The sequence below is a fragment of the Mesorhizobium sp. M5C.F.Ca.IN.020.32.2.1 genome (genome assembly GCF_004023105.1).
GTDB lineage: Bacteria > Pseudomonadota > Alphaproteobacteria > Rhizobiales > Rhizobiaceae > Mesorhizobium > Mesorhizobium wenxiniae.
The window spans coordinates 1-21,101 of sequence record NZ_RZSX01000008.1 but is presented as its reverse complement, the minus strand read 5'-3'; the positions used below and the strand labels follow the sequence as shown (position 1 = coordinate 21,101).

21 protein-coding genes and 3 pseudogenes are annotated in these 21,101 nt (G+C 58.7%); 8 read left to right on the top strand and 16 right to left on the bottom strand.

What is annotated here, in order from left to right; all coding sequences use genetic code 11:
* Together EOA86_RS00955 and EOA86_RS38370 are read left to right on the top strand one after the other, a co-directional pair.
* Positions 1 to 553 (top strand): response regulator transcription factor (locus EOA86_RS00955; protein ID WP_164891515.1); only part of this gene is annotated, 553 nt, incomplete at its 5' end.
* A 326-nt stretch (positions 554 to 879) separates the two neighbouring features.
* Positions 880 to 1,041 carry a hypothetical protein gene (locus EOA86_RS38370; RefSeq protein WP_164891514.1) on the top strand — a complete coding sequence of 54 codons (162 nt, stop codon included), beginning with the start codon at positions 880 to 882 and terminating at the stop codon, positions 1,039 to 1,041.
* A 102-nt stretch (positions 1,042 to 1,143) separates the two neighbouring features.
* Here EOA86_RS38370 and EOA86_RS00950 read toward each other — a convergent pair whose 3' ends face one another.
* Positions 1,144 to 1,932, bottom strand: coding sequence for a response regulator transcription factor (locus EOA86_RS00950; RefSeq protein WP_128340446.1), 789 nt, complete (start codon positions 1,930 to 1,932; stop codon positions 1,144 to 1,146).
* Positions 1,933 to 2,609: 677 nt separating this feature from the next.
* Complete coding sequence (locus EOA86_RS00945; RefSeq protein ID WP_245497071.1) at positions 2,610 to 3,269, bottom strand: Crp/Fnr family transcriptional regulator; 660 nt, start codon at positions 3,267 to 3,269, stop codon at positions 2,610 to 2,612.
* 373 nt (positions 3,270 to 3,642) lie between these two features.
* Between EOA86_RS00945 and EOA86_RS00940 the strand changes: the two genes are divergently transcribed.
* Positions 3,643 to 3,909, top strand: a complete 267-nt coding sequence (locus EOA86_RS00940) for an SOS response-associated peptidase family protein (protein ID WP_348633311.1) — start codon at positions 3,643 to 3,645, stop codon at positions 3,907 to 3,909.
* Between the two features lie 442 nt (positions 3,910 to 4,351).
* On the opposite strand, the gene EOA86_RS00935 is transcribed toward EOA86_RS00940, so the two are convergent.
* The 6 genes from EOA86_RS00935 to EOA86_RS00910 all read right to left on the bottom strand — a co-directional run bounded on the left by EOA86_RS00935 (position 4,352) and on the right by EOA86_RS00910 (position 11,162).
* A complete protein-coding gene (locus EOA86_RS00935) occupies positions 4,352 to 6,004 on the bottom strand; it encodes an ABC transporter ATP-binding protein (protein WP_127210220.1) in 1,653 nt (550 codons plus the stop codon).
* On the bottom strand, positions 5,994 to 6,878 hold the full coding sequence (locus EOA86_RS00930) for an ABC transporter permease (RefSeq protein WP_029353914.1): 885 nt from the start codon (positions 6,876 to 6,878) through the stop codon (positions 5,994 to 5,996). Before EOA86_RS00930 ends, EOA86_RS00935 begins: the two co-directional genes overlap by 11 nt.
* A complete protein-coding gene (locus EOA86_RS00925; protein ID WP_127210218.1) occupies positions 6,875 to 7,921 on the bottom strand; it encodes an ABC transporter permease in 1,047 nt (348 codons plus the stop codon). The genes EOA86_RS00930 and EOA86_RS00925 overlap by 4 nt, the downstream gene beginning before the upstream one ends.
* Positions 7,922 to 7,993: 72 nt before the next feature.
* Positions 7,994 to 9,601 carry an ABC transporter substrate-binding protein gene (locus tag EOA86_RS00920; protein WP_127210216.1) on the bottom strand — a complete coding sequence of 536 codons (1,608 nt, stop codon included), beginning with the start codon at positions 9,599 to 9,601 and terminating at the stop codon, positions 7,994 to 7,996.
* A 112-nt stretch (positions 9,602 to 9,713) separates the two neighbouring features.
* A complete protein-coding gene (locus tag EOA86_RS00915) occupies positions 9,714 to 10,067 on the bottom strand; it encodes a Rieske (2Fe-2S) protein (RefSeq protein WP_127210214.1) in 354 nt (117 codons plus the stop codon).
* 12 nt (positions 10,068 to 10,079) lie between these two features.
* On the bottom strand, positions 10,080 to 11,162 hold the full coding sequence (locus tag EOA86_RS00910) for an amidohydrolase family protein (RefSeq protein ID WP_128340444.1): 1,083 nt from the start codon (positions 11,160 to 11,162) through the stop codon (positions 10,080 to 10,082).
* A 134-nt stretch (positions 11,163 to 11,296) separates the two neighbouring features.
* Here EOA86_RS00910 and EOA86_RS00905 point away from each other — a divergent pair, with 134 nt between their 5' ends.
* Both EOA86_RS00905 and EOA86_RS00900 read left to right on the top strand, forming a co-directional pair.
* Positions 11,297 to 12,154, top strand: a complete 858-nt coding sequence (locus tag EOA86_RS00905; RefSeq protein WP_029353930.1) for a LysR family transcriptional regulator — start codon at positions 11,297 to 11,299, stop codon at positions 12,152 to 12,154.
* A 90-nt stretch (positions 12,155 to 12,244) separates the two neighbouring features.
* Positions 12,245 to 13,327 (top strand): hybrid-cluster NAD(P)-dependent oxidoreductase, encoded by a 1,083-nt coding sequence (locus EOA86_RS00900; RefSeq protein ID WP_128340443.1) that lies wholly within the window; start codon positions 12,245 to 12,247, stop codon positions 13,325 to 13,327.
* 79 nt (positions 13,328 to 13,406) lie between these two features.
* Here EOA86_RS00900 and EOA86_RS00895 read toward each other — a convergent pair whose 3' ends face one another.
* The 6 genes and pseudogenes from EOA86_RS00895 to EOA86_RS00865 form a co-directional block, all read right to left on the bottom strand.
* A complete protein-coding gene (locus tag EOA86_RS00895; RefSeq protein ID WP_128340442.1) occupies positions 13,407 to 13,601 on the bottom strand; it encodes a hypothetical protein in 195 nt (64 codons plus the stop codon).
* Between the two features lie 572 nt (positions 13,602 to 14,173).
* Positions 14,174 to 14,531, bottom strand: a pseudogene (locus EOA86_RS00890) (response regulator).
* Between the two features lie 10 nt (positions 14,532 to 14,541).
* Positions 14,542 to 15,546 carry an HWE histidine kinase domain-containing protein gene (locus tag EOA86_RS00885; RefSeq protein ID WP_128340441.1) on the bottom strand — a complete coding sequence of 335 codons (1,005 nt, stop codon included), beginning with the start codon at positions 15,544 to 15,546 and terminating at the stop codon, positions 14,542 to 14,544.
* A gap of 583 nt (positions 15,547 to 16,129) precedes the next feature.
* Complete coding sequence (locus EOA86_RS39225) at positions 16,130 to 16,552, bottom strand: SOS response-associated peptidase family protein (RefSeq protein ID WP_206629941.1); 423 nt, start codon at positions 16,550 to 16,552, stop codon at positions 16,130 to 16,132.
* 9 nt (positions 16,553 to 16,561) lie between these two features.
* Positions 16,562 to 17,074 (bottom strand): hypothetical protein, encoded by a 513-nt coding sequence (locus tag EOA86_RS00875; RefSeq protein ID WP_128340440.1) that lies wholly within the window; start codon positions 17,072 to 17,074, stop codon positions 16,562 to 16,564.
* A 933-nt stretch (positions 17,075 to 18,007) separates the two neighbouring features.
* Positions 18,008 to 18,259: a hypothetical protein gene (locus tag EOA86_RS00865; protein ID WP_065008252.1), complete on the bottom strand. Its 252-nt coding sequence runs from the start codon at positions 18,257 to 18,259 to the stop codon at positions 18,008 to 18,010.
* Between the two features lie 172 nt (positions 18,260 to 18,431).
* Here EOA86_RS00865 and EOA86_RS39855 point away from each other — a divergent pair.
* Positions 18,432 to 18,613, top strand: a pseudogene (locus tag EOA86_RS39855) (DNA-packaging protein); the annotation flags it as partial.
* A gap of 109 nt (positions 18,614 to 18,722) precedes the next feature.
* Here EOA86_RS39855 and EOA86_RS00860 read toward each other — a convergent pair.
* Positions 18,723 to 19,022, bottom strand: a complete 300-nt coding sequence (locus tag EOA86_RS00860) for a PRC-barrel domain-containing protein (RefSeq protein ID WP_128340439.1) — start codon at positions 19,020 to 19,022, stop codon at positions 18,723 to 18,725.
* A 160-nt stretch (positions 19,023 to 19,182) separates the two neighbouring features.
* Positions 19,183 to 19,395, bottom strand: coding sequence for a recombinase family protein (locus EOA86_RS00855; protein ID WP_127212170.1), 213 nt, complete (start codon positions 19,393 to 19,395; stop codon positions 19,183 to 19,185).
* 192 nt (positions 19,396 to 19,587) lie between these two features.
* Between EOA86_RS00855 and EOA86_RS00850 the strand changes: the two are divergent.
* Together EOA86_RS00850 and EOA86_RS00845 are read left to right on the top strand one after the other, a co-directional pair.
* Positions 19,588 to 20,070 (top strand): annotated as a pseudogene (locus tag EOA86_RS00850) (YidB family protein).
* 231 nt (positions 20,071 to 20,301) lie between these two features.
* Positions 20,302 to 21,101: PHB depolymerase family esterase (locus EOA86_RS00845; RefSeq protein ID WP_128340438.1), on the top strand; the 800-nt coding region annotated here is incomplete at its 3' end.

Here is a 21,101-nt window from a genome sequence, read left to right as displayed (position 1 = left end):
GCCATGTCGTTGTGCTAGCCGATTACTGTCGAACGACCGATATAGTTTCAGCTCTTCGTGCGGGGCTGACGGGTATTTGACAAAAGCTGCTGCTTACGACACTTTCGTCAAAGCTCTCGAATTGGTTATGCTAGGGCAGATGGTGTTACCTGCAGAAACTTCGACGTTTCTTCAAGATGTAAGGCATGGTCTGAAACATGACACGGTAACTGACGAGTTAACACACGTGGCTGTTAAAGTGGAGAATGAGGATCGAGAACTAGTAATTTTGTCAAATCGAGAAAGATGTATTTTATGGCGCTTGATCGAAGGGGAATCTAACAAAGCCATCGCGCGGGAGATTAACATCGCCGAAGCTACAGTGAAGGTACACGTCAAGGCCATCCTTCGAAAGATTCGGGTCCGCAACCGGACACAGGCTGCAGTTTGGGCGATGAACCATGGTATGCTTACGCCCCCCTCTGGCAATGGCTCGTCGGGGAACGAAAAGATGGCAACTCAGCAGTCTCACCATCCGCAAGATCTACTTGAAGCACAAAAGGGGTACCACTAATAATCATCATCCGATAGACCCGCTTTCCCGTCCTGACATATCGTCATTCGGGCTTGTGCGGTCACTTGCCAAAGCCTAGCAGTAGCGTTGGATAAGCGGCACGGGCTTCGGCCGAGGCCCTTCCGATTAAACTCGTCCACATTCGAACCCGCTGATTTCGAAGACAGCTACTTCCCCGCCCATAGCCGATCGATAAGCAGTGGCCGACGGATGCAGATCACGGGTTGATCCCGAGGACCAACGGGAGGTCAACCAACCGACCCAGAACGTCTTTCGCGATCACCTGATGCTCGAATACGAGATCCCGAATAGGAATTGACCAACTGGTGGCGGTCCTCACCCAGATCGACGAGGAAGCCTACTCCAGGAAAGGCAAATGGTTCCTCGAGACGGGGTTCGGGCTGCTGAGCGGGCAGCACAAGAATTTCGATACGATCGAGGAGGCCATAGGATGGGTAGGCAGACACACCTTCCCCGAGCCTGCTTAGATCGCAGATTGAGCGGCCGATTCCGCGGTAGCAATTAACCCGCACAGTCAGCTAGGCAATAACGCCGATCGTGCCGAAAACCTCGAACACAGCCCGCGGAATTCACCCGAGGCGGGCCGTGTTATGCCCGGTCCACTCTTCAGCCGGAGTTCCCTCGGCGAGGAGATCGTTGACCTTGTAGGCGACTTCCGTGCGGTTGGTCGCCTTCAGCTTCTTCATGATATTTCGGATGTGGACCTTCACGGTGCTTTCGCGCAGGTTCAGTTCGTAGGCGATAATCTTGTTCGCCTTGCCGCGCCGGAGCGCTTGGGCAACCTCGGCCTGCCTGAGTGTGAAAATGCCTGTCAAAGGCTGTCTGTCGCGGCTGCCCGAATCCATTAGGTGCCGCATGGAAAGGACACTGCTCGCCGGGACGAAGATGCCTCCCGCTGCCGCAAGGTTTATAGCCTCGACGCAGACATCGATTCCGACCGAGGTCGGAATGTAGCCGCGTGCACCGCATTCGAGAGCGGTCAGTATCTGTACAAGGTCTTCGGTGTCGGCCAGGATGACCACAGGGATTGATTTGAACTCGGAGGAAATGTGCCTGATCTCGTCTGCGATGCCATGATCGGTGACCTTCCGTCCGCCAAGGTTGAAGAGTATGGCTGCCAGGGGAGGAGCCGAGCCCTTCTTTACGCGCCATTCATCGATCGAACTCAAGGCGGCGACCCCCATGCCGAGTTCGTGGTCCACGAGAGCCGATGCGAGACACTCGCGGTCTAGGGCCCTTCCGTCCAGGATGAGGAGGTATTCCCTCTGTCCGTGAACGCTTCCGCTGGACGGAACCCCTGACCGATTGGCCGAAGTGTAGTTATGCAGCCGTGCCGTGGAATACCCACTCTTTCCCATACCAAGCCACCTTGCGATGTAGTTTCTTCATTCACTAGCATTGCAGGTTTGATAACCAGGCCTTGTGAAAGCTTGAGGCTCGATTACCCCATTTGAGCCGTTTTCAGTTGTCCGACTCCTCAGCGAGACCAGCTTGGGTGAGTGTACGGTTTATTTATAAGCAGTCTCTAACATAGGTTGCTTTTTTCGTAATTTTCAAGGAAACCGACGCCAGGCTGGCCCCAAGGCGCTGCATGCTGCCTTAAGACGCAGGCATGGGGCCACTTAGCCATCTTCAGCCCAGCCGACACCCGAACGTGGATCGGCTAGTGCCTGCCGCGGTTGCAGAGGTAGACCAGAATTCCTGAAGGTGCTGTTGGCATAGCCAGGGCGCAGCAGTGATATCCGTGGCGCAACGCTTTAGTTCGAGCACTCCCGATGGATCTGCCGTAGGCAGCACGCCGACCTCGCGCGGTTGGCCGCGTCGCCGTCGGGCGTGATGATCTGGTTTCTCTCGATTTTGAATGGGTTGAGTTCCGCTGAGCCCAACCTTCGACCGCCTCGAGCCGGATGCGGCTGCCGTCGTTGAGACATACCAAGCCCCGCCAGGTGTCCCCGGAAATGTCTTGTGGAACTGTTCCGGCGACGCCGGACGGTGTCTTCAGCGGAGAATTTGCTGATGGTCGATATGCTGCCGCTCAGAGATATCTGAGATACTCGCTGTCGAATCCGGCTGTTTCGACCAGCTTCTTGCGGTTGATCACCTCTACATAGCCTGACTTGAAAGAAACGAGATCGGCCTTGCGGAGTTCCCTTAACGTTCGGTTGACGTGAACGGCGGTCATTCCGAGGATGTCGGCCAGTTCATATTGGGTAAGAGGGCACTCATATCTCCCATGGGCCGACAGCCCAACCATGGAGAGCCTCTCCTCCAACTCAAGCAGGAAATGGGCGGTGCGCCTCATCGCGTTCCGCCGCCCGGTATTCATAAGATGTTCGGCAAGGATGGCGTTCAAGCGGGCCAGGGAGCAGGCGATCTTCTTCCCGAGGTGGCCTTGGGACAAAATGGCCTTGAGCAGTTCCTTACTGGAAATTTCATAAACAGCTAGTTCGGTTATGGACGCCAGCGACGCTAGACGGGGTCCGTCCACACCACGGAAACCGACAATGTCTCCCCTAAGAGGGGTGTCGATGATCTGCCGTTCTCCGTTCGGCAGTCCGTGGTAAAGGATGGCCCAACCCGATTTTACGACAAATATCCCATCGTTGTGGTCATCCTGGCGGGAAATAACCGAATGGGGTTTGTAGATTTTTGCGGTAGCACCGAAAAAATCGTTGTTCCCCCAGCCGTTCTTCAACAACGTGCCCCCTACGGGATGCGACCGCATGAACTCCAACAGTGTCTGCATGAAGATTCACGAGCTTGCTTCTGTTTCCGCATAACGTGCAATAATTGCTCCAGGACGAGTTCACAGGACGACCTCCTAACGTAGAATCAGGCCGGGCTACTGTCCTCGTCTGTTTGAATGAGGCAAATTGCGCTTAGATCAAGGTGTTGCACGCATCAGGCGGGTCTCGCGGCTTGTGTCGGACACTCGCTCTTTGCTCGCTTGGCGGCGTGACGATTCGGTTGCAGAACACCCGGATCGCAGAGTGAACGTCAGTGGCGCGGACCGATGCCGGTGATTGATCGCCGGTGACGGTGAATATGACGGCGCGGGGCTATCTCTGGTGCTGGTTGCCCGACGGACAGGGCAGCCTTCGATGGCCAACCTCCACGATCGGCAGCCGATAATTCTCGATCCCGCCGCCTATGACGCCTGGCTGGATCCGGCGACGCCGGCCTCAGCGGCCAAGGACCTGCTTAGGCGCGATCTCGGTGGCCAACTGCAATTCAACAGAGTCGATCGGCAGGTGAATTTGAGCAAGAATAAGGGCGGAGAGGAATTGATTCAGCCGATCGACATGGCCTCGGAATACGGGGCGTTTCCTAGATGAGCGAACCATCTTCGCGAAATAAACTCAGGTAGATCGCCACCAATATCTGCCTTCAACCCGTTGCAGTCGTTCTTGCCAACTTTGGTGAACGACTGCTATGCGCCTAATAGTGTTGAAGAAGTCCGCGACCGAGGCCGTAGGGCCGCGCGGATAGAATTTCGTTCCGCAAATGAACGGCCTTTGAATCTTGATTCTAGCAGTGCGCCCGGCGAGAAATGTCTTTCTACTTCAGGGGCATGCCCTCCCGAGCCAAGACTTCTTCAACACTATCCGCCTAATATCGGCCGTCGAGGTGACCGTTGCTACTGCCTGAAAGCAGACATTGTTGCAACCATTCTGGACGTCGCGGTTGCGGCATAACCGGTGATTCCCGCCACCCCTCAATATCGGACGTTCAGGCGAGAACTGGAGCCGGAGTCTCAAGCGGTCAATACGTTGGGATTCAGTTCGCCGCGCCGACCCGCTTGCGCTCCCGGGTTTCCAGCAGCTTCGTCAGCCAGTCTGGATCCACCTCCGGCACCGAGGAGAGAAGCAGTTCGGTATACGGAGCATGCGGCGGCGTCAGGATTTCGGTCTTGAGCCCCTGCTCGACGACTTTGCCTTGGTGCATGACGACAATTTCGTCGGCGATTGCCCGCACCGTTGCGATGTCGTGCGTGATGAAAATGTAGCTGACTCCGAATTCTTGTTGCAGCCGCATAAGGAGCTTCAGGATCTCTTCCTGTACGATCTGGTCGAGGGCCGAGGTCACCTCGTCACAGATGATGAGCTCCGGATTAGCAGCTAGCGCCCGGGCAATGCAAATGCGCTGCTTCTGACCGCCCGAAAGTTCGCCCGGCAGACGGTCGAGGAAGCTTTCGTCCATCTCGATCATGTGCATGAGTTCGCCAACGCGGCGGTCGCACGCCGCCCCTTTGAGGCCGAGATAGAACTCGAGCGGCCGGGAGATGACTTCCTCGACGGTCTGACGCGGATTGAGCGCGTTGTCAGGCATCTGGTAGATCATCTGAATGCGGCGCAGAATGTCTCTAGGCCTCTCCTTCAGTGTTTTTGGCAGACGATGTCCCGCAAATGAGATCGAGCCCGAGACCGGCGGCAGCAGGCCGGTTATGACGCGGGCGAGCGTCGATTTACCGGAACCAGATTCACCGACGACCGCTACCGTCCGTCCGCGCGGCACCTTGATCGATACATCCTGCAGAACCTTGACTGCCCCGGCGTAGGCGGCGGTGATGTTGTCGATCGTGAGCAGATGGTCCGCGGCCGGCACTTCTGGTTTGGCTAGCTTTCGCACCGCCCAGAGCGTCCTCGTATAGTCTTCAGTCGGCGCCGCAAGCATCTGGCGTGTTTCGGCCTCCTCCACAGTACGGCCATGGCGCAGAACCATGATCCTGTCCGCCATCTGCGCGACGACGGCCAGATCATGCGTGACGTAGATCGCGGCAGTGTTGAAATCTTCGACAATCTTGCGGATCGAGGCGAGGACCTCGACCTGTGTGGTTACGTCAAGCGCCGTCGTCGGCTCGTCGAAGATGATGAGGTCGGGCCGGCAGGCCATCGCCATCGCCGTCATCGCCCGCTGCAACTGCCCTCCGGAGACTTGGTGAGGATAGCGGAAGCCGATGGTGTCCGGATCCGGCAGGTGAAGACGCCGGTAAAGCTCGATGGCATCCCGATTCGCTGCCTCGCGACTGGCGATCCCGTGAGCCACGACTGTTTCGACCGTCTGATCGAGTAGCCGATGCGCCGGGTTGAAGGAAGCGGCCGCGCTTTGTGCGACATAGGCGATGCGCGAGCCTCGGAGCCGCCGCCGCGCGGTTTCGCTCATGGCGAGAAGGTCGATCCCGTCGAACAGGATCGACCCTTGCGTAATTCGGCAACCTGGCTTGGCATATCCCATCGCGGCAAGCCCAATAGTGGACTTTCCGGCGCCGGACTCGCCTATGAGGCCGAGGACTTCACCGCGCCTTAGCGAGAGATTCACACCGCGAACGATCGGGTGCCAGCGCTCGTCGGAAAACCCTTCGACGTGAAGGTCGCGAATGCTGAGGAGTTTCGTCCCCTTTTCGCGTAGGCCAGAATCCTTACTTTTCATCGCGCAACCCGCTTGTCGCGTGCAGGAACCAGTCGACAACGAAATTCACAGAGACCGTGAGAAGGGCGATCGCGCCTGCCGGCAAGAGCGGAGTGATGTCGCCATAGGTGATGAGGGTGGCGTTTTCCCGCACCATCGAACCCCAGTCGGCTGTCGGCGGCTGGATGCCGACGCCGAGAAAGGAGAGCGCGGCGATGGTGAGGAAAACGAAACAGAAGCGCAGGCCGAATTCCGCGATCAGCGGCGGCAGCACGTTGGGCAGGATCTCCTTGGTCAGAATCCATCTCGGCCCTTCGCCACGCAGTTGCGCGGCTTCGACGTATTCCATGACGGCAACATTCAGCCCGACCGCACGCGCCAGCCGGAATACGCGGGTCGAATCGAGCAGGGCGATGATGAGGATCAGGTTGGTGACTGAGGAACCGAAAATGGACAGCAACATCAGCGCGAAGATGAGGCTTGGGATCGACATCAGCACGTCTACCGCGCGCGACAGAATCTGGTCGAGCCACCCCCGGTACATCGCGGCCAGCAATCCGAGCGTGACGCCCACCGCGAAGGACAGAAGCGTAGTCGCGAAGGCGATGCCGATTGTATTGCGCGCGCCATAGATCAGCCGGGTGAGCACGTCCCGACCGAGTTGGTCAGTCCCGACGATGAACTCCTGGCTCCAAGGCGCGAAAGCCTCGGTGAAAACCTGCGTTTCTCCGTAGGGCGCTATCCAGGGCGCTAACAGCGCGACGAAGACATAACCAAGGATGACCACGACACCGAACCAGGCGCTGAATGGAGCCTTTTTGAGTGCGGTTTTTACCCGGGAGGCGCGCGTGCGCCTCTGTCTCGGAACCGCCACGACATGTTCGGTGCTGGTCATCGCGGGTGCAAAAGCCTCGGGTTGGTGGCGATGGAAATGATGTCGGCGGTCAGGTTAAGCAGGATGTAGGTTGCCGCGAAAATCAAGGCGCAGGCTTGCACGACCGGAACATCCCTGGACTTCACCGCATCGACCATCAATTGGCCGATGCCGGGATAGACGAACACCACCTCGACGACGACCACGCCTACGATGAGATAAGCGAGGTTGAAGGCAATTACCGTGACGATAGGCGCCCAGGCATTGGGCAGGGCGTGTCTGAGAACGATTGCCATCGGCGACATTCCCTTGAGCCGCGCCATGTCGATATAGGGGCTTGCCAGCATGTTGATAATCGCAGCGCGCGTCATACGCATCATATGGGCAACAATCACCAGCGTGAGGGTGATGGACGGCAGCGCTGCGCGCCAGACGTGCTCCCATAACGGCGTTCGGTCGCTGATGTTCGCCAGTGTCGGAAATTTGGGAACCAGGTTCAGGACCCAGTTGATCGAAGCCGCGAGCCACTCGGGCAGGGACTGTGCGAATTCGGTTCCAATGAACGTGTCGCGCGAGATGATGAGATAGGCCAGCATATAGGCGACGAAGAATTCGGGGAATGAAATCGTCGTCAGCGTCACCGTGTTCACCACACGGTCGAACCAGCTGTTGCGGTAGAGAGCGGCGAGAATGCCGAGTCCCAGCGCGAGTGGAACCGCTATAAGGGCAGTCATCACGGCGAGGAACATCGTGTTGTAGAGCCGGGGCGCAATGATCTCGGCGACCGTGCGCCGGTAGCCGGTGCGGCTTGCGAAGGAAGAGCCGAAATCCCCCTGCACGATCTGTCCGACCCAGGCGAAATAGCGCTCAACCGGCGGACGATCGATGCCGATCTCGCGCTGGAACGCAGCGACCGTCTCCGGCGTCGCCGATTGCCCGAGCATCGCCTTGGCGAAATCGCCCGGAAGCATGGCAATCGCCGAAAAGATGATGATGGAGACGATGAACAGCGTGATCAGGCCGAGACCCAGGCGCTGCAGAACCGTCCTAACGACCGGGTTCATGGGCGGTGCCTTCGAGCGTTTCCCCTGAAAGGAGCGAACCGCCCGCGCCGTCGGCGGTTCGCCTGGCGAACGTCACGCGTTGGCTTCCCACCAGCGCTCGGCCATCTTCAGTCCGTCATTTTCCCAGTTCGGCGCCAATTCGCCATGCGCCAGTTTCTTGGACTTGGCACTGACAAAATTGTTGAAGACCAGGACGATGGCGCCGCCGTCGTCATGCGTCAACTGCTGCATTTCGGCATACATCGCGGAGCGCTTGGCCTCGTCGGTCTCCGCGCGTGCCTGAATCAGCAGTTCGTTGAAGCGGGGATTTTTCCAGAACGTCTCGTTCCAGCTGGAATCGGCCGAGTAGGCCTGCGTGAACATCCAGTCGGCCGTTGCGCGACCGCTCCAATAGGAGGCGCACCACGGTTTCTTGAGCCAGATATTGTCCCAATAGGCGTCCTCGGCCTCGCGCACCACATTGACATCGATGCCGCATTGGGCCGCCGTCTCGCGGATGAGGGCGGCTGCGTCCACGGCGCCGGCGAAAGCGGCGTCGGCGACGGAAAGGTCGACCTTGAGATTTTCCATTCCCGCTTTTTTCAGATGGAAGCGCGCCTTTTCAGGATCAAATTTGTGCTGCGGCTCCGGATTGATGGCGAACTTGATAGCCGGTGCGATTGGGTTGTCATTCCCGACGGTTGCATGGCCAAGGAAGATCTTCTGCGCGATTTCCTCGCGGTCGATCGCCCATTTCAGGGCCATGCGCACATCGGGGTTGTCGAATGGGGCAACCGTCACGTTCATAGGCAGCGTGTAGTGGCCGTAGCCGGTGACCTCAAGGATATCGATATTTGGCTTGCGCTTCAGCATGCCGAGCGTTTTCAGGTCGGCGCGGCCGATATAATCAACCTCGCCGGTCGACAGCGCGGCCATACGCGCGGCGAGGTCCGTGATGGCGATAAACTCCACCTCGTCCAAATAGGGTTTGCCGGCCTTGAAGTAATTGGGATTGCGCTTGAGCTTCGCCGAGACGCCTGGCTGGAAGTTCTCAAGCACGAAGGCGCCGGTCCGGACGCCCGATTCCCAGTCCGCTTTTCCGTTCTTGGCAGGCATGACGACAAGGTGATAGTCGCTCATGATGTAGGGAAAGTCTGCATTCCCGCTGTTTAGCGTGAAAACGATCGTTTCCGGGCCGTCTGCCTTGATGTTGGTCACCGATTCGAGCAGCGACTTCGCCGCCGATTTGGTGTCGGCTCCCATGTGATATTGCATAGAGGCGACCACGTCGTCCGCGGTGATGGCCTTGCCGTTGTGGAAGGTCGCACCTTTGCGCAGCTTGAAAACCCACGTCGTCGCCTCGTCCGAGGTCTCGAAGCTTTCGGCAAGATCCGGCTGGATGCTGCCTTTCGCGTCGACCTCGGTCAGGCTGTTGGACATGGCACCCGAAAAGGCGGTTTGCGTGAAGGTATCGGGATAGCCGGCCGGATCGATCGAATCCGTCGTCGCGCCATGCGCCATGCCGAGCTTGGCAAAGCCGCCCTGCTTGGGTGCGGCCCGCGCCACGCTCACGAAGAGCGTATTGGCGGCGGCGACCGTCAGGCCTGCCGCCAGCCCTAGATGGATGAAATCACGGCGCGAAACCTTGCCGCGGCCGATCAGGTCTTGCGCCAAGCGCAGTTTATATTCAGATTCCGACACTGCTTCCTCCCATTGCGGATTTCCCGCATTCTTGTTGTTGGCATTTACCGAGCAGATCTGGCGGATTCAGCCGATTTGCCTCCTTTCGATTTTCCGCGGTTTGACGCAAATCCTACGCCGTTACATAGATTTCCCCAGCTTCCACCGTGACAGGGAATGTTCGGGCACGCACGCCCGGATCGACTAGGGCGGCACCGGTCTTTATGTCGAATTCCCAGCCGTGCCAGGCGCAGCGCACGATTTCGTTCTCGCGGTGGTAGATGAATTGCGCTTGGTCGACCGGTGCCGTGGTTCCGCATTGCGGTCCCTCGCAAAGCGGAGCGCCGCGGTGCGGACAAACGTTCAGCAAGGCATGGAATGAATCTCCGATACGGAAAACCCCGACTGAAAGGCTGCGGATCTTGACGATGTAGGGAGTTCCGGTCTCGATTTCGTCGACGCGGCAAATGTATGTCTTCTCAGCCATGGTTTGCTCCCGTCACGCGGCATTCGCCGCTTGCGTGCGGGGAATGCGTTTATAGACCTCGAGCGCATTCATTCCCATGATCTTGCTTTTCCAGGCGGGCGGGATGTGCAGCGTGTTGGCATCGTCATAATCCCAATGCGGGTAGTCGGAGGCAAACATCAGTGTGTTCTCCCCGTCCATTGCTTCGAGAGTGGACCAGAGATGCTGTATGTTCGCGGGCTGCTCCAGCGGCTGCGTGGAAAAGCGGATGTTGCGCCGGCAATACTCTGAGGGCAACATCTTCACCCACGGCGTTTCCTTGCGCAGCGCTTTGTAGTCTGCGTCCAGGCGCCACAATACCGACGGAACCCAGGCCACGCCGCACTCGATGATCACGAAATACAAATCCGGCCATTTCTCGAAAACGCCATGCGCGATCATGCTCGCCACATGCGACAAGGCCGACATGTGAAGAATAGCGTGCGTCTCCCAGAAAAAGGTAGTCGGAGCCGGCGCAACCGCGTTCCAGTTGATGCCGCCATGGCCGCCCAGGTGGATCGCGAATGGCAGCCCGGCTTCGGCGCAAGCCTCGAAAATGGGATGGTAGAACGGATCGCCGTAGGGTTTGACCGAGCCTTGGGAGGCCAGAACCTGGACCATACGGGGATGATTGCCGAGGCGGCGGATCTCGGCTGCTGCGAGCTTCGGATCCTGCGGCGCGATGATGATGGAACCCATAAAGCGACTGTCTTTGGGAAGCCACTCGGCGATTTGGTAGTCGTTATAGGCGCTGACCAGCGCACTGGCGTAATAGGGGTTTGCCAGCGTGGATGCCTCTATCGGCTCGTCGCCGGTGAGGATAGCGGCCCCGACATTATATTTGTCGAGGTGCTTTTCCTTCATGATGAGATAATTGTCGGCTTCGGTCTCTGGCCTGACATCCTTGCGGGAGAAGTCCTGCGGGTGGAACCACGGACGGTGCCCGTGCGGGAAGGCGCCTCTCGGACCAGTTTTCTCGCCTTCCATGAACATGTCTTTCCAGACGCCGGAAAGGTAGGGCTCGAGCACCGTCGCGCTCGACCAGTAATTGTGACAATCGCAATCGACTATGAACACCCCTATCCAACTCCCTGGCGTAGCAGGCCGGCTAACCTAGCCGGCTCCTTCAACCGCAGCTTCCGCCTTGGGAATTATTTGATCAAGCTTGTAATTTGGGGTAATACGATCGGATTTTTCGATTGCGAGGTGACATGCAGCTGGATCACATCGAGACCTTTCTCGACATCATGGAGTCGCGAAATTTCAACCGCACTGCGGATCGTTTGGGCGTAACGCAGTCAACAGTCAGCACCCGCATCAGGAACTTGGAGCAGGCCATCGGTTCGGAGCTCTTCCTGCGAGGACGAGCCGGCGCCGAACCGACCGCGGCGGGGCGGCGTTTCGAAGCCTATGCGCGCGCCGTGCTGTCGACATGGTCACAGGCCCGCCATGACGTGCGGGCATTTAACCGGTTCGAAGGCACCTTGCGCGTCGCTGCCCAGGTCGGGATGACGCGCTCGATATTGCCAGGTTGGGTGGAGACGTTGTTCCAAGTGCTGCCAAAATCGTCAATTCACGTGGAATCCGACTATTCGCCGCAGATGATTTCCGATTTGAGCTTGGGAAACCTGGATATTGCTGTGGTCTACGCGCCCCGATACCTGCCTGAAATCTCCTACGATCCTCTTATGGTCGAAGAATACGTGATGGTGTCTACGTCTGCCAGGATCCTGTCGGAGGTCAACCCGGATACGTATATCCGGCCAGGCTACACGGTCGCGCTTGAAAAAGCCCACGCCGTGGCGCTACCGGCATTGGCGATAGGCCGCCTTTCGATGGGCTCGGAAACGCTCGCCGAAGCGATGCTGCGGCGCATGGGTGGCACTTGCTATATGCGCAGTGACGACGCTCGGCGATATACCGCCGAGCGGCCGTCTTTTGTGGTCGAGGGTGCGCCCGCGCTTCAGCAGCCCGTTCACACCGCTATTTTGGCGCGCCGCAAGCACGAGCCGATCATCCGCAGAGGGATTCGCGCGCTCCATCTGGCCGTTATGTCCATGGAAAGTTAGATCGAAATACCCGATTGTAAAGGCGGATATCTGCCGCTTTTTTTAAAGCATCCCGGCTGCCATCCTGGCCAGGTCAAGCAGAGTCAAAAGATGAACGCGCACGCTTCCTTTTCGACCACCGATTTCGCTCCGGCGATGCGTCAACGGCAATGGGCGGAGAGCGCAAGACAATTCGTGCGCTGCCGACGCATCATCGATGACACGTCCGATGTCAGGACATTCGTGTTTTCGGCCGCTTCTGGCCACATGTTCAGCTTCAGTGCAGGCCAGTATTTAGTCCTGCACCTGACGATCGACGGCACCCGAGTAACAAGATCGTACTCGGTGTCGTCTCCGCCGACTCGACCGCTCGACCTGCAGATCACGGTGAAGCGTGTGAAGGGCGGGCTTGTTTCCAACTGGCTTCACGACAATCTCCGGCCGGGCCACGACATTGAAATCGAAGGGCCGGTCGGGCGCTTCAACTTCGACGATCTGCCATCCGAGAAGCCGCTTTTCCTTTCGGGCGGCAGCGGCATCACTCCCGTTATGTCGATGCTGCGGGCGCTAACCGACCGGGCATCTGGTCATGACATCCGTTTCATTCATTGCGCTCGGACGGCGAACGACATCGCTTTCCGCTCCGAGTTGGAGGCGCTCGCCGCGCGATTCTCCAATGTCGATGTAAGCTTCATCTGCACTCAGGAAGGTTCGGCGTGGCAGGGCCCTATGGGTCGGATCGACGGCCCCATGCTCTTGCGGCTGGCTCCCGACCTTCACCAGCGCACGTCTTACGTTTGCGGCCCCGAGCCGTTTATGCAGACGGTTCGGGCCTGTGTCGCGGAGATCGGCATCGCACCCTCGCAGTACCACGAGGAAAGTTTCGGCGGCGCCGTGGGCAATTCCATGCCTCCTCAATCGGCTGCCGCTGGCCCAACTTGTGTCCGTTTCGCCCGGTCTGGCGTGGAGCACCTGTGTGCGCCTGGAGAGACTTTGCTCGATGCGGCGCGCAATAGCGGCCTCTACATCCCTACCGCATGCCAGCAGGGCATTTGCGGAACCTGTCGGACGGTCAAGCTCTCAGGTGACGTCGTGATCGACGACCTTGGAGGACTCAGCCTTCAAGAGAAGGCGGCTGGTTACGTGCTGGCTTGCTGCAGCCGGCCGCAAGGCACCGTTTGCCTCGATCTCTAACCCTCATTGCGAATTGATGGCCAAGCCCGGCGGTTTTGTCGCGTTGATGGCGGAGGTATCGTCCGTCTGATTTGGAGGCCTACTTCCGCACGATCCATTCCAGCAAGTCTGACTCGATGTCATCGCTATCGATAAAGTCGCTGACCAAACGCGCGGCAATCGACCGCCATTTGTCTTCGGGAATTCTCTCTTCGATGACCGATGTTCTGAAAGCATTTCGCAGGATATCGCAATCGAAGGCCGATATCGCACAAGCTGAGTGGTTTTGTGCCATTTCAGTCTCCCGCTTAGATGGGGCGGTAGCACCTGAGTTGGCTATCAAGCGCCCGCTTGCCGGAAAAGGTGCGGGCGACGTGGAAAGTGTACGCCTTTAATGAACATTAGCGAGTCATTTATTGACGGAACTATCGCCGGACGTTTGCGTTGCGCCCGCTAGTGGGATTTTGCAAGTACTGACGAGCAGGACAGAACACCCAGCGCACATGACAATTCTGTTCTCCGGCGCTTGGTCAGCCCTTATAACCGAAGAGCAGGCTCGCGAGCTTATCGCCCTTCTGGGGAACGACTGGCCGTCGCTTATGCGAGAGGCCCGCTTTCTGATCAGGAAAGGCTAGTCGCAAGGTGCCGGTTGGCATCGGCGAGCCGTTTTGACGCTCATCGGTTCAGCCTTTCCATCGTCTCAATGATCGCCTTGGCAAGGGGTTCGCCCCTCGTGGATCGGCTCTGGGCCATAGAGCAGCAAGACGGCTTCCTCGCTCGGCAACTCACCGGGCGGGCACTTCTCTTCGATCTAGTTCCGGGCATGAACTCTGCCCGCTACAGCCAGAAACGCTCCTTTAGAGATGCTCAGTACACCGTCAGTTGCGCCAACACAGCCAGAAGACGACGCTCGCCAGTCGGTTTACCGGCATTGGGTGCTCCAGCCAGAACCTCGCCGCCGACTTGCTCGGGCTTGTCATAGGCGCTTGCCACGGCGAAAGGCACATCTCGCGCTTTCAAGATCTCTGCTAGCGGCGTGACAGTTCATTCCCGAGGGTTAACGTCGAGGAGCGCCACTGCGGGCAGTTCGTCGTCTAACAGGCGGAGCGCATCTCGCACGGTGGCCACCGGGCCCCATAACCCGCCAACCGTGATGCTCAAGCAACAGCTTGAGGTCCATCGCTATAAGAAACTCGTCCTCCACAATCAAAATGGTTTTCTGCATGGAACGGCATTCAGCCCGGGCGAGCGGCACTCCCCAGCGGAATGACGATCTCAGTCTCCAAACCGCCTACTAGGTACTTCTGTTCCACCTGCCCTCCGAGGCTGTAGGTCGTAGCGGATTGGATGAGTTCGGTACCGTAGCCCGTCGTAGCGGGCGGGGTCACCGGCGGGCCGCCGCTTTCCACCCAGCTGAGTCGGAGCCGGCAGTTCCCTTCCTCTATCCGCCAGCTGACCCGCACCTGACCACCAGATACCGACAGTGCTCCATACTTGGCGGCATTCGTCGCTAGCTCGTGCAGGACAAGGCTGAGCGACTGGAGCGCGCGGGTATCAAGCTCAACGGCTACACCGGGTCCGATCATGATTGCGTCGGGATTAGCGGTATAGGGTGCGAGGATGCGCTCCAACAGCGCCACCAGATTTGGCTCGTCCTGCTCGACGAAGGCTATGTCCTGCGCTTCCACCAAGGCACTGAAACGCCCCAGGAAATCATCACGGTATTCCTCTGCCGAACGGCCCTCCGTGGTGGTGTGACGGGCTATCGATTGCGCAACAGCGAGCAGGTTTTTCATCCTATGCCTGAGTTCGCCGAACTGCATGTCCTTCGCTGCATCTCGGCGATAGCGATCGGTTGCGTCCACCATCGATAGCAACAGGGAACGACTGCCGTTGTCGGGATGGTGCAGCGTGCGAGCTGTCAGAAGCATCGTTCTCCGGCCTATATCCGGAAAATCGTGCTCGACCTCATAGTTGATCACGGCCATGCTTTTTGGGATCACCGCCGAAAGCAAATGACGCAGTTCCGGAATGTCCCATTGGCCGTTGCCCAGCTCATAGATGTGCTGCCCGATCGTCTCGTCCCGGTCAACTTTAAATGTTTCAAAGAAGGAACGACTGGCATTCTGTACGGAAAGACCTTCATCCAGCACAACCAACGGATCGGCAACGGTATCGACGATACCCTGCAACTGAACGTGGCCGGTGCGCAGAAGGCGGTAAAGGTCTTCCATATTCATCGTGAGCAGCCCTGCATTGTAGGGCCCAGATTAAAAGGTAGCCCGGCGTCCTGCAATCACGTAGCGTGACCAGCTGACCGGCAGCCTCGCCATGGTGCAATTTGCCTCAACGCGGCTATGGCTCTGCCCTTGTGAGCCTACGGCCGAGTCACAGGAAGCGCTCACCGTCGGCGCGGTGCTCGAAACAGAACCCACGAGATGGCTGCCTCGGCTTGGCAAAGCCCCATCCTGCATTCTTGCCGCAGCCGGGATGCTCGCACTTATGATGCTGAATGCCGGGCGTGTGACGGACCCCATTGCGCCGGGAAGGCGGATTTCGTCGCTCATAGCCGTGCTATCGGCTCGATCATGTGTGGGCTGTCGTTCGGCTTCCCCTCTTTGACGGTCGCATTTACGTCTCGGCTCACCCGGTAGAACTGCAGTTGGCCATCCAGGTGGAGAGCGAGCAACTGCTTTGCTGCTTCTGCTAGAGTCACCGGATCTAGCCAAGCGTCGTAGAGGATCGAGGATCACTGGCTGCCTGTCGTGCAACTGTTTCATTGGATCAAGGCTGGCCCGGCGATGATCGTGCAACTCGTGACATCTAAATTGGAATTGTAAGCCCAGAGGCCGACAAAGGAGAACGGCGCCGATCAGGCTGAAAGATGTGCCAAGCATCTCGTTTCTTGTCCGCCGGCGAAATCGTCCATTCGTAGAAGCCGTCGGCAGGAACAAGGCAGCGTTTTGATTTGAACGCATCGCGAAACGCGGGTGCCGTGTCGACGCTCTCGATTCGGGCTTTGAACATGGCGGCTTTCGGCATCTCCTTGGCCCAAAAGGGACGGGCCACCAACCTTGGCGAAGCCGGTGGATTCCGTTTTCGCCTGCCGTGACGAACGGCACTTTCTTCCGTGGGCGCCATGTTGTAGCGCGGCGCGTCGTTGCGGCCGATTTCGGCTGGCGCCGTTAGTCGATAGAGGCGGTGAATTTCCGACCACGGGAGATACCTGGTGTAGCGTCCGCACATGGCTTGCCCCTAGTTCCGCAGGATCTCCGGCACGCTGAGCGGGCCGAGATCGGGCATTCTCTTGTACTCTCCCGTGCGGAGCCAGACGCCGCGGACCAAGCCATTTTCCCGGTCGCACTTTGGATCGAATATCAAGCCTGGGAAGTGGTCTAGGAACGCTTGTGCGGACGCTTCGTCGGCGAAGCAGTAGAGCCGCGCTCTCCTCGCCTGGGCCCGATCGAAGGTCGGCACGGCAGCAAAAACCGTGCTTTGCAGAATTTCGGCAATTCTCGCCGCAGGACATCGCAGGATTGCGAAAGCGGCGAAATCAGGCTGTTGCATCACACCCATGAAATCAGCGATGTTTCGGCTAACGATCACAGAAAATGCGGGCGAAAGGCTGCCTGAACCCCTGGGTCGCAGACTGCGCCTTCGCCAAGATCCTTTCAGCGGAACGTGACGACTTCTCCTGGCGGCCAAGCGCCACGAACTGAGACGCCAGCGAGAGGCCCGCCGAAAGCAGGCGGCATAGAGATCATTCAAGCCCGTCCGGCTCATAGCGCCCGGAGCATTGACGAATATGTAAAATCGGGGCCTCTGCCGCCTGAGCGCCCATTGCAGTTGACGGCGGCCTAGTCCGACTAGGGCACGGTATCGCCAGCGGGAAGGGCAGAAGCGGAAAGCCGCCTAATCTAGGGAACTTTGTTCCTCATACCGAGTTGGCGATTTCTCATTGGAGAAAGAGCCATATCTAAGAAAAACCGTCTTGATAAAGACCCGGCCGAAAACAGCCGCTCGGTAGTGGATCGAGAGCTCAAACGCTCATCCGCCAAGCCGGGGCCGGAGGCGGACGCCAAGGGCCAGTCAGAGAAAAATCACAAAGGTGGAACCAGCAACGGCGTCTCTAGCGCCAATCCTCGCGTCATATCCGGGAATGATGATGGCGACGCCACCTTCCCGTATAAGCGTAAAAAGTAGAACGCCGCACTGTGCGACGCAGAGAAGGCGCCAGTGCGGTGCTCAGTATCGCACATCTGAGGCAGAGCGCTACATAGGGGCGGCGAGGATGGCGGAGCGGCGCTCGCTCACGCCGTAGCTCATTACCTGACGTTCGTCCGACCGAGAGTGTCGTCCCGCCTCCTGCGGCCTGCTAGACCTGCCAGACCCAGTAGGCCGATAAGGCCCAACCAACCCCAGTCGAAGTCGTCGCGAGCATCATCGGCTGCGGCAGGCGGTGCAGGTGTTGGCGTCTCTTGCGAAAGGGCAGGTGCTGCGGTTGCAGTTAAGCTGGTAGCCAGCATAAGGGCTAATAGAGATTTGGTGAGCATCGCAGTCTCCCGTTGTTCGAGGTGTGATCTAACAGGCGGAAACGATCTTTGTTCCCGCGAGTGCTCAAACGGTGACCTGCGCAACCAAAATTAGGCGCGATCATCGGGCGCTGAGATCAGGGCGATCCGCACGGTTAATCCCGCCCGATCAGGACGCTTCCTGCACTTCCGCGACTTGTGGCGTCACGGGTGCAGAATTAATGACGTAGGTGTTCGACGTCAGGTCGCTAGTAGATCGGATGATGATGCCGTCGTCTCTTAATCGGGCAAACGTCGCCCTTGCGATACGCATTGGCTTGCCTTTGGCATCTGCGGCGGTAACTTTGTTCGACCAGGGAACGTGAGTGATGGTGTCAACGCGCTTGAGAAAGCGCTTTTCCTTCTCGGTCAACTCGATCACGCCCGTTCCTCCATATCATTGGCAGCGTTTGGTTGGCCCGGTAACGTCGATGATGCGACTCCGTTCCAAGGACGCACGCGCCTAACCGGAGTGGGGAGCGAGCGGGTCCGCCGGACTGGCTATCCGCCGAAGCACCCTCCGCCGCGGGCGAAGAAATTAACATTGCCGCCAGCCCGATCTGCAGCGTGTCGTGGTCGCCGTCGACCCTTCAGGCACGAAGGGGCAAAGCGATGATGGTGACGAGATTGGCATCATCGTGGGCGGCAAAGGTATCGACGCGCTTACGTTCTTGCTGACCGGACATCCATGCTATCTCCTGACGGCTGGGGGCGCCGAGCTGTCGATGCATATCATGGCCGCTGGTCGCAGACGCCGGACAAGGTGAAGGCCGATGGCAGAGCGCAATTTCGCCCTTTACGTGGTGCATGTGTGAAAAGGCCCGGCAGTGCCGGGCCAAGACAGATCAGCTATCGTGATGCTCAGGTAGCTCCTTCAATTGGTCGGTGGTCATCTGCGTGACGGCATGCACGGTGCCTTCTTCGTCCCGCATGAAATCGAGCTGACTCGCATACAGCGCCGCGCGCTTCGAGCCAATGCCGAGGAACCCGCCAACATCGAACACGACCTGGGCCTGGTCTCCGGTTCCATGGACGTGATCTATCGAACCGATTTCCTCGTCATCGCGACCGTAGATGGTCGCGCCTTCAACAACGTCAGCGCGCAGTTCAGCATTCGTAAGCCGTACGTGATCGGTGTGGTCCATTGTGGGGGTCTCCTCTCATTTGGTCTGAGGTAACCCCCGACACGGCCAACCGTTCCGAATGGGTGCGATGATGGCAGCACGGTCTGGGCAAATAGCCTCCCGAATCGAGATCTTTCGACCTCTCGCTGCAGCTTCCGTTGTGTTGGTCGGATTACCGAGTTCATTCCAGTGGTCTTGCCAGGGGCGAGGGCGGCCTTGGTCCGTTCCGAGCATCCGCGCCCTTTCCGGTTTCGATCTCCGTGAACTCTTGGAGGATGATTATTCCCCCGGCCTCGGCAAAGCGGGCGACTGCGGCACGCTGGGCCTCAATGCCCAAGCCCGAGCGTTCTTGCCGCTGTGTGGAAACCCGATAACAGGCGATTGCGGTCGGCATGTTGCTGTTCCCAAGTGGTGTGCAAACTGCAAACCACCTTTTGCAATTTGCTCAATCGACGACGAAAGCCAAGTCCTTTCAAAGCGATAGCGGGAAACCGCAAATTGCAGGGTGCATCCTGCACAATATTAGATCCTCGTCGCGGAACTTTTGCGAGGCCGAGCCCTTCTCCATCTGAACAAGGAGGAACCAATGGCAAATCTGGGAAAATTAGCGATCGCGATGCTTGGGGTTCTAGCTTACCAGAACCGCGACAAGATCGGAGACATGATCCGTCGCGCACGAGAGCGCGATCCGAACAATCCGCAAGGTGGAATCGTCGATCAACTGTCCAAAGGTGTGTCGGGCACTGCTCTCGGCGACATCCTCGAACGATTTAGAAATGTGGGCTCGGGATCGAAGGTAGACTCTTGGGTGAGCACTGGGCCGAACCAGCCAATCGAGCCACGCGAGGTGTAGATGGCCATAGACGAGGATACGCTCACGTCTCTTTCTATGCAGACCGGTCTTTCGCGAGAGGAGCTCATTACCAGGATCACGCGAGATCTGCCTGAAGCGGTCAATCAGTTGACCCCGAATGGTGAAATACCCCCAGTTGAGCCGACGCACGGCTCGGATGAAACGACCCTGCTCGACGAGGTGCCCCCGAATACGACCCAGACTAAAGATAGCTGATCTCCAGCCGGCGCGTGCTGCCGCGGGCCAATGCCGACAAGTCTTGCTAGAAGACGCGCTCTACCTCACAGCTAGTCGAGGCTGAAGACGTCTACTCCCGGCCGGCGCAGAGGTCGGCCGGACTCGAGCTCCCCCAGCTCCCTTGTTATTGTGCAGTGCAGCAACGATATTGCTGCGCGTGCGTTGCACAGATTGCCGTCTTCCGGGGCGGTCACAACAGGGACGGCTCCATTGCGAAAAATCTCCGATACCATCGCCCGCCTCGCCTCGTTGCGGGCGCGACATGCCACGCATACCGCCGACCTCGGCGCGTCGGACCATCTCCAGACGCTGGCCGACTTCGGTACCAATCCCGGCGGGTTGGGAGCGAAGTTCTACATTGCCAATCACCTATCCAAGGGCGCCCCGCTCGTCGTCGTGCTGCATGGCTGCACACAGAACGCGGCCGGCTATAACCATCATTCCGGCTGGTCCCAACTCGCCGACGAGGCTGGCTTCGCGCTGCTCTTTCCCGAACAGCAACGCGGCAACAATCCGAACCTCTGTTTCAACTGGTTCCAGCCTGGCGACACCAAGCGTGGTTCGGGCGAGGCGCTTTCGATTCGCCAGATGATCGAAACGATGGTCGTCACGCACGGTCTCGACCGAAGGCGCATCTTCATCACCGGCCTCTCGGCCGGAGCTGCAATGGCGGCGGCCATGCTGGCGACCTATCCGGAAGTGTTTGGCGGCGGTGCGTTGATTGCCGGCCTGCCCTACGGCAGCGCAACGACAATCCCGGAGGCGTTCGATCGCATGCGCGGCCACGGCGGTCCATCGGAACAGGATCTGCAACGGGCGCTCCGCCGCGCATCGGATCATCGGGGACCGTGGCCGAGGATTTCGATTTGGCACGGTGCCGCTGACCACACGGTTTCGCCTTCCAACGCGGAAGCGATCGCAGGCCAATGGCGAGGCGTCCACCGGCTTGAAGAAGCACTGGCGCGCGTGGAAGCTGCCGGACCGCACGCAAAGCAGGTCTGGCGTAACGG